Below are 12,071 nucleotides of genomic sequence, written 5' to 3' on the forward strand. Positions count from 1 at the left end.
ACAGGAGTTGCGATATGCCCACCGAGGACAAAGTTCTTGGCCTTTTACTCGATGGCGTCTGGCAGACCGGCGGCGGGAGAGACACGCGGCCGGTTGTGAACCCGGCAACCGGCGAGACGATCGCCGACCTGGTGGTGGCGACCGCCGCCGATGTCGACACCGCGCTGGGTGCCGCGGATCGAGCTTTTGCCCGCTGGCGCTCGACCGATGCGGCGGCGCGCGCCGCGATCCTGCACGAGGCGGCCGTGCTGATACGGACGCGGCTCGACCTTATCGCCACGCTGCTGACGCGCGAACAGGGCAAGCCGCTGGCCGAGGCGCGGAGCGAGGTGATCGCCGCGGCGCTGATGTTCGATTGGTATGCCGAGGAGGCGCTGCGCAATTACGGGCGCGTGCTGGTGCGCCCCAGCGGCGAACGCGCGATCGTGATCCGGCAGCCGGTGGGCGTCGTCGCGGCGCTCAGCCCCTGGAATTTCCCCGTCTATCTGCTGGCGAAGAAGCTTGCCCCCGCGATCGCGGCGGGCTGCACGGTCATCGCCAAGCCGCCCGAGGAAGCACCCGCCTCGGCCAGCGCGCTCGTCCGCTGTCTGGTCGATGCGGGGTTGCCGAGCGGCGTGCTGCAGATGGTCTTTGGCGTGCCCGATGACATCAGCCGTCGCCTCATCGCCTCCGATATCGTTCGTAAGGTGAGCTTCACGGGATCGGTTCCGGTGGGGCAGCATCTGATGCGTCTCTCCGCCGACGGGGTGAAGCGCATCACGCTTGAACTGGGCGGGCACGCGCCGGTCCTGATCTTTGCGGATTGCGACCTCGACAAGACGCTCGATCAGGTGGTGGCGCAGAAATTCCGCAACGCCGGACAGGTGTGCGTCAGCCCGACGCGCTTCTATGTCGAGGAAGCGATCTACGATAAATTTCTCGCCGGATTTGCGGCGCGGACGACCGCGCTTCGAGTCGGTGACGGGCTCGATCCGGCAAGCCTGATGGGGCCACTCGCCAATGTGCGTCGGCCGGTTGCGGTCGAAAAGCTGGTGAGCGATGCCACCGCCAAGGGAGCGCGGTTGCTCGCCGGGGGCGAACGGCTCGATCGAAGCGGGTTCTTCTATCGCCCGACATTGCTTGCCGACGTGCCGCTTGCGGCCGAGGTCATGACCAGCGAACCCTTCGGTCCGGTCGCCGTGGCGGCCCCCTTTGCGACGGTTGATGAGGCTATCGAACAAGCGAACCGGCTGCCTTATGGTCTCGCAGCGTTCGTCTTCACCGAGAACGGCCGGCGCGCCAATATCCTGAGTGACGCGATCGAGGCGGGGATGGTGGGTATCAATACCTTCGCTGTGTCGGTCGCCGACGCGCCGTTTGGCGGGGTCAAACTCTCGGGTTTTGGCAGTGAGGGCGGCACCGAAGGCTTTGATAGCTACACCGTCGTGAAAGCTGTGCATCAAGCGTAGCTCGGCGGAGCCGAGCCGCTCCGTGCGAGTTGTACTGGACCGCGGGAGGCTACAAAACGCCGCGCCATTGTTTGCTGCAGGAGCGCGATCTCGGCACATGTCGAGCGGCTCCAATCCGATTGCCTCACCACATTATAGGCAGGCTGTTGTCCAAATTTACTTGGTACGACACTATGAATTTTCCGTTGATGAAAGCAACAAATTCGATGCCTCTAAGGTAGATATAAGAGAAATCAAAAATGTTTCAATGAGATAATCTTGCAGGGCATTGTGGTAATATTTTATAGTGATCGGATATCTATTTCGGTCATCGCATCTTAATCAATCGTAAAAGTGTAGAGCTATCGCTTAAAGCATATAGAAGATCGTGTCCGTCGTCAGTCAATCCAAAATAGCCCGAGAGTCGTTCATGCAACTATTTACAGTTCATGCTATCAGCGGCACAGGTTGTCCATAGCGATTGGAGAAAATTATTGGATAGGTACTGCCATTTCTCGCGTTGACTGGCACGGGCGACGATGAGCCGTAGTCGCTTCGCACCGGATTCTGTTGAGGAAAAGAAATAGACTTTGGCCGTCTTTGTAATTGGCGTGAAATTCTTTCTTGTCGCCACGTTCCGACACCAGGCCAGCCCCACGCGTCAGAAAAATCACCGCACAAGACCGGTCCAAATGGGTCGAACCCTGCCGAACTTACGGCGTTACATGGGTGGTAGGTGTTTCAATGGCTTGTAGGCCGAATCTCGAGGATTCGGGAATGGTGCCGGTTGCAGGAATCGAACCCGCGACCTTCGGTTTACAAAACCGCTGCTCTACCAGCTGAGCTAAACCGGCATTCCTGTTCGGGCGGCACTGGCTGGATACCGCCTCGTCAACGCCCCATGCGTCAGACGACGCCGAAGGTCCAGCCCTCGGTTTGTGCGATGTCGGGGGTGAGGTTGCCCGGATGCCACAGCGCCGGGCGATGCGCGTTGGCGCGTAGCCAGGCGGCGGTGAGCAGCGCATCGGCGCCGTGATCGTCGATCGCGCCATGGCCGGGGACGGGCGCGCTGTGGATCGCCGGGTGCGTCAGCGCGGCGTTGAGCGCCTCGATCGTGGTCATCTTGCTGCGGCCCTTGGGCCGGCCGGCGTCGCGGGCGGCAAGGCTGGTGTAGATTTCGACGATCAGCGATCCGCGTCGGGGCACGGAATCGAACGGCCAGATGGGCACGCGACCGGCGAGGCGGTGGAGCACGCGCATCCCCGTGAGGCTCGATTTCCCGACCTGCGCCGCGCCGACGAGGTTGAGGTTGCTGTACGGATTGAGCCCCTGCGCGCGCTGCGCCAGTTCGGTGACGCGCAGCCGGCCGCCCCCGCTGCCGAAGCGGTCGCCGGTGCGGCCGCCGTGGCGGCGGAAATGGCGTGCGGCTTGCGGATGATCGACGAACGACGAGGCCGCGAGATAGGGATCGTCGGCGCAGAGCCGGTCGACCAGCGCCCAGAGATCGCGGGCATCGGCGGGGCTCTCGTGCCAGCCGGGGAAGAAGGCGTGCGCATCGATAAAGGGAAGCGAGGGGCCGAGATCGAGCCCGACCAGCGTGTCACGCGGCATCTCGCGGTCGAGCCAGCCGAGCACCTCACCGCGCGACCAGATATGGCCGGGCCGCACGCGCATCGGCGCTTCGTTGCCGGTGGCGCACAAAGCGATGGCGAGCCCCTTTTGCCGTGGCCCGACCGCGCCCGACCAGTCGATCGCGGCGAAATGGGTGAAATGGGTCACGCCTTGCGGTTGCGGGGGCGCGTTTTGGGCTTGGCGGCAGTCCAGGCGCGCGAGCGTTCGATCATAGCGCGGACGCGCATCGGATCCGGGCTGTCGTAGCGCACCAGCACCGCGGGCCAGCCTTCGTAATGCGGGCTCTGCCAGAAAGTGTCGGGATCGGTTTCCATGAGCATCTCGACCGTATCGAGATCGATCGCGATCCCGAATGAGCTTGTCTCCTCATGGCCGGTATAGAGAAACGCGCGCCCATTCGACGCGACCTTGACTGCGGGGCGGCCGTAGCTGGTCGACAATTCGGTATCGGGCAGCGTCAGCGCATAAGCGACGGCATCGTCGAAAGTGATCATCCGCCACGCTCCTTGAGGTCGCGCCACCATGCCATCCGTTCGGCGATGCGTTTTTCCATGCCGCGCTCGGTGGGGGTGTAGAAGGTCTGCGGCGCCATGTCCTCGGGCCAGTAATTCGCCCCCGAATAGCCCTCGGGCTGATCGTGGTCGTAAGCATACCCCTTGCCGTAGCCGATGTCCTTCATCAGCCTGGTGGGGGCGTTGAGGATGTTCTGCGGTGGCATCAGCGAGCCGGTTTCCTTGGCGGATCGCCACGCCGCGCCCGCGGCCTTGTACGCCGCGTTCGATTTGGGCGCGGTCGCGAGATAGAGGCACGCCTGCACGATCGCGAGTTCGCCTTCGGGGGAGCCGAGGAAATCGTAGGCCTCCTTGGCGGCGAGGCATTGGACGAGCGCGTTCGAGTCGGCCAGCCCAATATCCTCGGACGCCATCCGCGTCAGGCGGCGCAGGACGTAGAGCGGTTCCTCACCCGCCACGAGCATCCGCGCGAGATAATAAAGTGCGGCCTGCGGATCGCTGCCGCGGATCGATTTGTGGAGCGCCGAAATGAGATTGTAATGCCCCTCGCGATCCTTGTCGTAGACCGCGACGCGGCGCTGGAGAAACGCCGACAGCCCCGCGGGATCAAGCGGCGCGTCGAGGTCGACCGAGAACAATGTCTCGGCCTGGTTGAGCAGGAAGCGACCGTCGCCATCGGCGCTGGCGATCAGCGCCTCGCGCGTGGGCGGGGTAAGGGGCAGGGGGCGGCCCTCGACCGCCTCGGCGCGGTCGAGCAAGGTCGCCAGCGCTTCATGCCCCAGCCGTTGCAGGATCAGCACCTGGGCGCGGCTGAGCAGCGCGGCGTTCAATTCGAAGCTCGGATTCTCGGTGGTCGCGCCGATCAGCGTGACGGTGCCGTTTTCGACATAAGGCAGGAAGCCATCCTGCTGCGCGCGATTGAAGCGGTGGATCTCGTCGACGAACAGCAGCGTGCGCTTGCCGATCCGGGCGTGTTCCTTCGCTTCGGCGAACGCTTTTTTGAGATCGGCGACGCCTGAGAACACCGCCGAGATTGCCACGAAGCGCAGGTCCACGGCATCGGCGAGCAGCCGCGCAATCGTCGTCTTGCCGGTGCCGGGCGGCCCCCACAGGATCATCGACGAGAGCTTGCCGACCCCGACCATGCGGCCGATCGCGCCCTCGGGCCCGGTCAGATGTTCCTGCCCGACGACGTCGGCGAGCGCGCGGGGGCGCAACCGATCAGCCAGCGGCGCGGTGTCGGACAGCGGCGCATCGGCCGGTGCGAGGTCCTGGTCGGTGAAAAGGTCTGCCATCGTGCTGCTGTAGATAGGCGCGCGCGGAAAATTTTGCAGCGGGCTCTTGTCGTGCCGTATCTAAGATATATCTTAGCGCCATCTGTGAACATGGAGTATATGATGATGGGACACGGACATGGCCGCTGCGGCGGCATGCACATGGGGCCGCGCGGGTGGCGCGGCCGACCAGGCGGGCACGAAGGCTGGGCGCGCGAGCATGGCGGTGGTGGTGGTCGCGGGCGACGCCGGATGTTCGACGGCGGCGAGCTGAGGCTCGTGCTGTTGAAGCTGATCGCGGATGCGCCGCGCCACGGCTATGATCTGATCCGCGAGATCGAGGACCTGACCGGTGGCGCTTATGCTCCCAGTCCGGGAATCGTTTACCCGACGCTGACGTTGCTCGGTGACATGGGGCTGATCGAGGAACAGGCGGCGGACGGCACGCGCAAGAAGTTCGCGATCACCGAGGCGGGGCGCGCGCATCTCGACGAGAATGCCGATGAGGTCGCGCGCCTGATGGCCCGGCTGGCGCAGGTCGGCGAGATGCGCGAGCGCACCGATGGCGCGCCGATCCGCCGCGCGATGGGCAATCTGCGGCAGGTGCTCCAGTATCGGCTGGCGCGCGACGATGCGGGCGCTGACACCTTGCTCGATGTCGCCGCGATCATCGACGAGGCGGCGCAGAAGATCGAGCGGCTCAAATGAGCGTCTCGGTCGCCCGCGTGCCGACGGCATCGGCGAGCCGCTATCTCCAGCAGCTCGCCAAGCATTGGAGCCACAAGCTGACGGTGGTGTTCACCCCGGAGGAGGGCACGATCGACTTTCCCGATGGCAGTCGGCTCGCGATGCGCGCCGCCAGCGCGAGCCTCGACCTCGAACTCGCCGTGCCCGGGAGCGAGGATGTGGCGAGGATGCGCGAGGTAGTCGAAAAGCATCTCGACCGCTTCGCGTTTCGGGAGGGGCCGCTGATCTACGATTGGAAATGAGCCTGCCCGTCGCTGCCCCGCTCGCGCGGGGCGGCGGCTAGCGCCGTGCCATCACGTCGAGATAGGCGTCGAGCACCGCCTGATTGGCGGTTTCCCATTCATAGCCCGCTGCGCGTGCGGTGCCGGCGGCGCCCATTTTCTGGCGCAGCACGGGATCGCCGACGATGCGTTCGATCGCTTGCGAATAGCCGCCAACCTCGCGCGGCGGCACGAGGAAGCCGGTAACGCCTTCGTCGATCAGATCGACCGCGCCGGTCGCGCGCGCGGCGACGACAGGGACGCCCGCCGCCATTGCCTCGAGCGTGACGTTGCCGAACGTCTCGGTGATACTGGGGTTGAAGAACACGTCCATCGAGGCGACCGCGCGGCCCAGATCGTTGCCGGTCTGAAAGCCGGCGAACACCGCCTCGGGCACCTGGCTTTCAAACCAGCCGCGCGCGGGCCCCTCGCCGACGACGAGCACCTTGTGCGGTACGCCGCGCCGCGCGAGATCGCCCACGACCTCGGCGAAGATATCGAGCCCCTTTTCCTTCACCAGCCGCCCGAGGAAGCCGATCGCCATCTGATCGTCGGCGATGCCGCGCGCGCGACGCCAGGCGAGATCGCGGCGCGCCGGCGAGAAGCGATCGTGGTTGATCCCGCGCGACCAGATGCCGATCGGGGTTTTGACGCCCCATTGTTCGAGTAGTTGGGCGATGCTGGGGGTGGGGACCATAACCTGATCGACCCGACCATAGAAGCGCTTGAGCATCCGTACGAAGATGGGCTCGAGCAGCGGCAGGCCGTAATAACGCGGGTAGGTTTCGAACCGTGTATGGAGCGAGGCCAGCGTCGCGAGCCCGCGCCGGCGCGCGAAGCAGACCGCGCGATGGCCGAGCCAATCGGGTGCCGAGACATGGACGAGATTGGGCGCGAACGCCTCCAGATCGCGCCGCACGCGTTTGGTGATCCCGCCCGCTACGCGATATTCACCGCGCCCGCCGATCAGCGGCATCGCGGGCACGTCGACCAGATCGCCGGTCGGCGCGAAGGCGGGTTCGGCGACGGTCGGTGAATAGACGCGCACGTGCACCCCGCGCTCGAGCAAATGCCCGACGAGCAGGTTGAGCGCCTGATTGGCGCCGTCGCGCACATAATTATAGTTGCCGCTGAACAGCGCCACGCGGAGATCGCTCGGCTTCATTCCGCGCCGATAGCGGCAGCCGACGACAAACGCCACCGTAACAACGACGTTCTTTGCCGGTTTTTATCGTCGCGGGGCGGCATCTGGCACGATCCGCCGCGATCGACCCGGTAAAGGTGTTGACCATGGCGCCAAACTCGCGAGAAGTTGAAGACGCTTTCAGGACCGAGGATGCAGCGCGTGGACGAACTCGCCGATTTCCCGATCACCCGCCGCTGGCCAGCCGCGCATCCTGATCGGTTGCAGCTCTATTCGCTCAACACGCCCAATGGGGTGAAAGTGTCGATCATGCTCGAAGAGACGGGGCTGCCGTATGAGGCGCATCTCGTCGATTTCGGGACCGACGACCAGAAGACGCCCGAATTCCTGTCGCTCAACCCCAATGGCAAGATCCCCGCGATCCTCGACCCCGCCGGGCCGGGGGGTAAGCCGCTGGCGTTGTTCGAATCGGGGGCGATCCTGCTCTATCTCGCCGACAAGACGGGCAAGTTCGTGCCCCACGATCCGGCGGGTCGCTGGCATGCGATCCAATGGGTGATGTTCCAGATGGGAGGCGTCGGGCCGATGTTCGGCCAGCTCGGATTCTTCAACAAATTCGCGGGCAAGGCGTGGGAGGACAAGCGGCCGTTGGGGCGATACGTGGCCGAATCGAAGCGGTTGCTCGGCGTGATGGACGATAGGCTCGCGGGCCGGGCCTGGTTTCTGGGCGACGATTATACGATCGCCGATATCTCGATGCTCGGCTGGGTGCGCAACCTGATTACCTTCTACGAAGCGCGCGAGATCGTGGAGTTCGACGATTTCGCCCACGTGGCCGCATGGCTGAAGCGCGGGCTCGACCGGCCGGCGGTGCAGCGGGGGTTGGTGATTCCCTCGAAGGGTTAGACGAACCTGAGGTTCGGCGGCTGCCGTTGAAAGTGGCGTGTAGCACGGATAGTGTTGTCGGTGACGCGCCACCGAGGCGGCCGAGCCGATAACTCGGAACGTTTAGGACGTTGGGCCTTGGGGGCGTGTCACCTCATCGGCGTGGCGCCGGGCACTATCCTATTTCAGATGTTCCCCTCTCGTTCTCGCTCTGCTACACCCTCGCGCATGGCCAAACCCCAGAAACGTTATGTCTGCCAATCGTGCGGATCGGTGAGTCATCGGTGGCAGGGGCAATGCGCCGATTGCGGCGAATGGAATACGCTGGTCGAGGAAGCGGGCGCGGTGGTGACGCCGTTTCAGGCCAAACATAATCTCCAATCGGGTGGGCGCGCGCTGGAAGTGGTCAGCCTCAATTCCGAGGTTACGTTGCCCGAGCGCCTTGCGACCGGGATCGCCGAACTCGATCGAGCGCTGGGGGGCGGGCTGGTCGAAGGGTCGGCGACGCTGATCGGCGGCGATCCGGGGATCGGCAAATCGACCTTGCTGTTGCAGGCCGCCGCACGGCTCGCGCTGGCTGGAAACAACGTCGCCTATGTATCTGGCGAAGAAGCCGCCGATCAGGTGCGGTTGCGCGCGCGGCGGCTCGGGCTGGGCACCGCGCCGATCAAGCTAGCGGCGGCGACCTCGACGCGCGATATCCTCACCACCTTCGGGCAGGGCGCGCCGCCCGCGTTGCTGGTGATCGATTCGATCCAGACGATGCATTCCGACTTGATCGAGGGTGCGCCCGGCACGGTGAGCCAGGTCCGCGCCAGCGCGCAGGAACTGATCCGCTTCGCCAAGGAGCGCGGCACCGCGGTGGTGCTGGTGGGGCACGTCACCAAGGACGGGACGATCGCCGGGCCGCGCGTGCTCGAACATATGGTCGATACCGTGTTGTCGTTCGAGGGCGAGCGCAGCCACCAATATCGTATCCTGCGCGCGCTCAAGAACCGGTTCGGCGGTACCGACGAGATCGGTGTGTTCTCGATGCAGGCCGAAGGATTGACTGAGGTTTCAAATCCTTCGGCATTGTTCCTTACGCATCGTGACGAGAATGTGACCGGCGCCACGGTGTTTCCCGCGCTTGAAGGGACGCGCCCGGTGCTGGTCGAAATCCAGGCCCTGGTGGTGCGGCTGGCGTCGGGCGCGACGCCGCGGCGCGCGGTGGTGGGCTGGGATTCGGGGCGGCTGGCGATGATTCTCGCGGTGCTTGAGGCGCGTTGCGGGCTCAGCTTTTCGTCGGCGGAAGTCTATCTCAACATTGCCGGAGGCTACCGTGTGTCCGATCCGGCGGCCGATCTCGCGGTGGCCGCCGCGCTCGTCTCGGCGCTGAGCGAGCGGCCGGTGCCCGCCGATGCGGTGGCGTTTGGCGAGGTTTCACTGTCGGGCGAGGTTCGGCCGGTCGCACACGGTCCGTTGCGGCTCAAGGAAGCGGGCAAGCTGGGCTTCGAGCGCGCCCTGGTTCCCGCGGGCATGGCGGGCGAGAAGAGTGGTTTGCGCCTGTCAGGATTCAAGACGCTGGGCGGGCTGGTCGATCACATGCTTGGCCGGGGGTGATCGGCGTTCACGTCGCCCAAAGCGCGGCTGGACTCTTGCCATTCGTCCGCCGATAGTCGGCACGGGTCGGCGTTCCGGGGGGATACGCAATGCGGCTGCGATTACCGGATGCTCTGCCGCTGCTCTCCGGTTGGGGGGCCGTCGCCTATCGCGTGCTGTGGTGCGCGGCGGCGGTGCTGGCCGCGGCGTCGATGGCGTTCAGCTACCGCGCCGAAGTCGCGGATCAGCGCAACGCCCGCGCGTTCTACGATCTGGGCCTGAGCCAGATCGGCAGAAGCAGCGCCGGGCCGCTCGTGCAGCCGTTCAGCCCACGGGCCAAGCGCCTGTTCAACGATCGGGAAACGTTGCTCGCGGTCGACGGCCGCGCGCTCCCTGCCGATATGGAGGGCAGGACGCGGACGCTCTCCGGGCCCGATGGTGTCCCGGTCAGCGTCGGGTTGATGCGCGCGGATGGATCGCAGCACCGCATCACGCTGACGCGCAGCGGCAGCTATCTGGCCGAGGCCTATGCCGGCACCGGAATAACCTGGGCGGCGCGCCGCTGGATCAATTTCGGCCTGTTGACGCTGGGAAACCTGTTCTGGCTTATCACGAGCCTGCTTCTCTTTCTCCGCCGCCCACGCGATCCCGTTGCGGCGCTGATCGCGATGAGCGCCGCCCTTGGCGACATCAATTTCTATTTCCTGTGGTCCGCAACGCCGGTTTTCGCGGATGTCTTGCGGACCTCCCTCGCCAACGCCCTTTTGTGCATCGGTCTTCTGGCCTTTCCCGACGGGCGCTTTCGCCCGCGCTGGAGCCGGAGCGTCGCCATTCTGACGCTGCCGGCTTTTCTCGCCGGCGCCTGGTTGGGCGCTTTTTCGGTTTCCCAATTCAGCGCCCTGCTCTGGCCGGCCCTGTACGGCGCAATACTGGTCGCCGTTATCGCGGCGATACTCGTTCGCTACCGTGCGACGCCGCCGGGCCCGACGCGCCAGCAGATCAAGATCGCCATTTTCGGATTCGTCGTCGGCCTGCTTCTTCTTCTGGCGGCGCTCGTCTGTGTCACGATGGAAAGCGGCGCGGCCAACGAGGGCGTACGGGCGTGGTGGATATTGGGCGAAGCGCTGGTCTTCGGCCTCGGCAATATCGCGATGAGCGGCGGGTTGCTGTTCTCGTTGCTCCGCTATCGGCTCTACGATGCCGATGCGACGATCAGCCGGTCGGTGGCATATGGCGCGTTGACGATCGCGCTGCTCGCGATCTTTGCGGGATCGGAGCGGGTGATAGAGTTGATGGGCGAAGAATATTTTGGCGAGAGCCTCGGCGCCCTCGCGGGTGGGATCGGCGCGGCGTTCGCGGCGGTGATGATCGTGCCGCTCCACCACCGGATCGAGCATTGGGCGGAGAAGCGGTTCCAGAAGAACCTGATCCACCTTCGCCACGATCTGCCGCTGCTGGTCGGCGACCTGCGCGAGACGGCGGGGCTCGATCGGATCGCGGCGGCGGTGCTCGACGGCGTCACGCATGGCGTCCGCGCGAGCCGGGCGGCATTGCTGGTCGGCGGCGACCTGATCGAGGCGCGGGGGATCGGGCCGGACGAGGTCGAAACGTGGCGCGCGGACTGGGTGCCCGCCGCGCATGACGGGCTCGACTGCGCGCGCGCCGACCCCGTCTTTCCGATGCGTGTTCCGCTGGCGGCGGACGGCCACGGCCGTGTCGGCTGGCTGCTGCTCGGGCCGCGGCCCGACGGCAGTTTCTACGGCAAGGACGAACGCGAGTCGCTCGCCGAGATCGCCGACCCGGTGGCCCGCGCGGTGCAGATCGTCAGCGTGCGGGCGCGGCGCGAGCGCGACCAGGCCGAGCGGATCGCGTCTCTCGAACGCGGGCTCGCCGCGGTGATGGACCGGCTGACGATCCGGCTCGCCCCGACGCCGGAAGCGGCGTCCTGAGGCCCGGCGGCCGCGATGACGCGAGATGCCACTCGACAGCGGCGTGCTTTGCGGCGAGATAGCGCGGAATGGGCCTGACCACGCTCGACATCCTTGTGCTCCTGATCGTCGGCGGTAGCGCGGCGCTTGGGCTTATGCGCGGCTTCGTCACCGAAGTGCTGTCGCTGTTCGCCTGGGTCGCGATCGTGTTTGTGCTGAAACTGTTCCATACGCCGGTGGCAGCGCTGTTGGCGCCCGTTATCGGGACGGTGGGCGGCGCGGCGTTGCTCGCCTTCGTGCTGCTCGCCGGGGCGACCTATTTCGGTGGCCGGATGGTTGCCAATGCGATCGGGCGGCGGACGCGCAATTCGATTATCGGGCCGGTCGATCGCGCGCTGGGCTTCGGGTTCGGCGCGCTCAAGGGGTTGATCTTCGCGAGCCTGCTGTTCCTGCTTGCGGTGCTCGTCCTCGATACGACCGGCGGTGGCCCCGCTGAACGGCCCATTTGGCTGACGCAATCGCGTAGCTATCCGCTGCTCAATGTGACGAGTGCGAGCATCGCCGATTTCGTCGACCGCCGGCGGCATGGCGAGCCGGTGTTCGATTCGCATAACCAGGATGATCGCACGCCGGCGAACAATGCGGGGTGACAATGGCGGGTGACAGGGGGTGCGTTCGGCA

General features: G+C 65.5%; 11 protein-coding genes and 1 tRNA gene. 7 read left to right on the top strand and 5 right to left on the bottom strand.

Annotated elements, in window-relative coordinates:
• The first annotated feature begins 14 nt into the window (after positions 1-14).
• Positions 15-1,448, top strand: coding sequence for an NAD-dependent succinate-semialdehyde dehydrogenase (locus NFE57_RS02405; protein WP_252133977.1), 1,434 nt, complete (start codon positions 15-17; stop codon positions 1,446-1,448).
• 757 nt (positions 1,449-2,205) lie between these two features.
• Here NFE57_RS02405 and NFE57_RS02410 read toward each other — a convergent pair.
• The 4 genes from NFE57_RS02410 to NFE57_RS02425 form a co-directional block, all read right to left on the bottom strand.
• Positions 2,206-2,281: transfer RNA gene (locus tag NFE57_RS02410), tRNA-Thr, on the bottom strand.
• Between the two features lie 52 nt (positions 2,282-2,333).
• Positions 2,334-3,206 carry a hypothetical protein gene (locus tag NFE57_RS02415; RefSeq protein ID WP_252133978.1) on the bottom strand — a complete coding sequence of 291 codons (873 nt, stop codon included), beginning with the start codon at positions 3,204-3,206 and terminating at the stop codon, positions 2,334-2,336.
• Positions 3,203-3,553 (bottom strand): MmcQ/YjbR family DNA-binding protein, encoded by a 351-nt coding sequence (locus tag NFE57_RS02420; RefSeq protein WP_252133979.1) that lies wholly within the window; start codon positions 3,551-3,553, stop codon positions 3,203-3,205. Before NFE57_RS02420 ends, NFE57_RS02415 begins: the two co-directional genes overlap by 4 nt.
• The gene (locus NFE57_RS02425) at positions 3,550-4,866 is read right to left on the bottom strand and encodes a replication-associated recombination protein A (RefSeq protein ID WP_252133980.1); all 1,317 of its coding nucleotides are present in this window, start codon (positions 4,864-4,866) and stop codon (positions 3,550-3,552) included. Before NFE57_RS02425 ends, NFE57_RS02420 begins: the two co-directional genes overlap by 4 nt.
• A gap of 102 nt (positions 4,867-4,968) precedes the next feature.
• Here NFE57_RS02425 and NFE57_RS02430 point away from each other — a divergent pair, with 102 nt between their 5' ends.
• On the top strand, positions 4,969-5,553 hold the full coding sequence (locus NFE57_RS02430) for a PadR family transcriptional regulator (protein ID WP_382279304.1): 585 nt from the start codon (positions 4,969-4,971) through the stop codon (positions 5,551-5,553).
• A complete protein-coding gene (locus NFE57_RS02435; protein ID WP_252133982.1) occupies positions 5,550-5,834 on the top strand; it encodes a DUF2218 domain-containing protein in 285 nt (94 codons plus the stop codon). Before NFE57_RS02430 ends, NFE57_RS02435 begins: the two co-directional genes overlap by 4 nt.
• Positions 5,835-5,871: 37 nt before the next feature.
• Here the strand turns inward: NFE57_RS02435 and NFE57_RS02440 are convergent, their stop codons facing one another.
• Positions 5,872-7,017, bottom strand: a complete 1,146-nt coding sequence (locus NFE57_RS02440) for a glycosyltransferase family 4 protein (protein WP_252134273.1) — start codon at positions 7,015-7,017, stop codon at positions 5,872-5,874.
• Positions 7,018-7,188: 171 nt separating this feature from the next.
• Between NFE57_RS02440 and NFE57_RS02445 the strand changes: the two genes are divergently transcribed.
• From NFE57_RS02445 to NFE57_RS02460, 4 genes are all read left to right on the top strand, one after another.
• Positions 7,189-7,902, top strand: a complete 714-nt coding sequence (locus NFE57_RS02445) for a glutathione S-transferase N-terminal domain-containing protein (RefSeq protein ID WP_286207611.1) — start codon at positions 7,189-7,191, stop codon at positions 7,900-7,902.
• 207 nt (positions 7,903-8,109) lie between these two features.
• Positions 8,110-9,483, top strand: a complete 1,374-nt coding sequence (radA, locus tag NFE57_RS02450; protein WP_252133983.1) for a DNA repair protein RadA — start codon at positions 8,110-8,112, stop codon at positions 9,481-9,483.
• Between the two features lie 89 nt (positions 9,484-9,572).
• Positions 9,573-11,411, top strand: a complete 1,839-nt coding sequence (locus NFE57_RS02455; RefSeq protein WP_252133984.1) for a hypothetical protein — start codon at positions 9,573-9,575, stop codon at positions 11,409-11,411.
• A gap of 68 nt (positions 11,412-11,479) precedes the next feature.
• On the top strand, positions 11,480-12,040 hold the full coding sequence (locus NFE57_RS02460) for a CvpA family protein (RefSeq protein WP_252133985.1): 561 nt from the start codon (positions 11,480-11,482) through the stop codon (positions 12,038-12,040).
• Positions 12,041-12,071 lie beyond the last annotated feature (31 nt).

The sequence above is a fragment of the Hephaestia sp. MAHUQ-44 genome (assembly GCF_023806085.1).
Lineage (GTDB): Bacteria > Pseudomonadota > Alphaproteobacteria > Sphingomonadales > Sphingomonadaceae > Sphingomonas.

What these genes read in the sequence shown, in the direction of transcription:
- NFE57_RS02420 (WP_252133979.1), bottom strand. Translation starts at nt 3,553, where the DNA reads ATGATCACTTTCGACGATGCCGTCGCTTATGCGCTGACGCTGCCCGAT.
- NFE57_RS02460 (WP_252133985.1), top strand. Translation starts at nt 11,480, where the DNA reads ATGGGCCTGACCACGCTCGACATCCTTGTGCTCCTGATCGTCGGCGGT.
- NFE57_RS02445 (WP_286207611.1), top strand. Translation starts at nt 7,189, where the DNA reads ATGCAGCGCGTGGACGAACTCGCCGATTTCCCGATCACCCGCCGCTGG.
- NFE57_RS02435 (WP_252133982.1), top strand. Translation starts at nt 5,550, where the DNA reads ATGAGCGTCTCGGTCGCCCGCGTGCCGACGGCATCGGCGAGCCGCTAT.
- NFE57_RS02430 (WP_382279304.1), top strand. Translation starts at nt 4,969, where the DNA reads ATGATGGGACACGGACATGGCCGCTGCGGCGGCATGCACATGGGGCCG.
- NFE57_RS02425 (WP_252133980.1), bottom strand. Translation starts at nt 4,866, where the DNA reads ATGGCAGACCTTTTCACCGACCAGGACCTCGCACCGGCCGATGCGCCG.
- NFE57_RS02455 (WP_252133984.1), top strand. Translation starts at nt 9,573, where the DNA reads ATGCGGCTGCGATTACCGGATGCTCTGCCGCTGCTCTCCGGTTGGGGG.
- NFE57_RS02405 (WP_252133977.1), top strand. Translation starts at nt 15, where the DNA reads ATGCCCACCGAGGACAAAGTTCTTGGCCTTTTACTCGATGGCGTCTGG.
- radA (WP_252133983.1), top strand. Translation starts at nt 8,110, where the DNA reads ATGGCCAAACCCCAGAAACGTTATGTCTGCCAATCGTGCGGATCGGTG.
- NFE57_RS02440 (WP_252134273.1), bottom strand. Translation starts at nt 7,017, where the DNA reads ATGAAGCCGAGCGATCTCCGCGTGGCGCTGTTCAGCGGCAACTATAAT.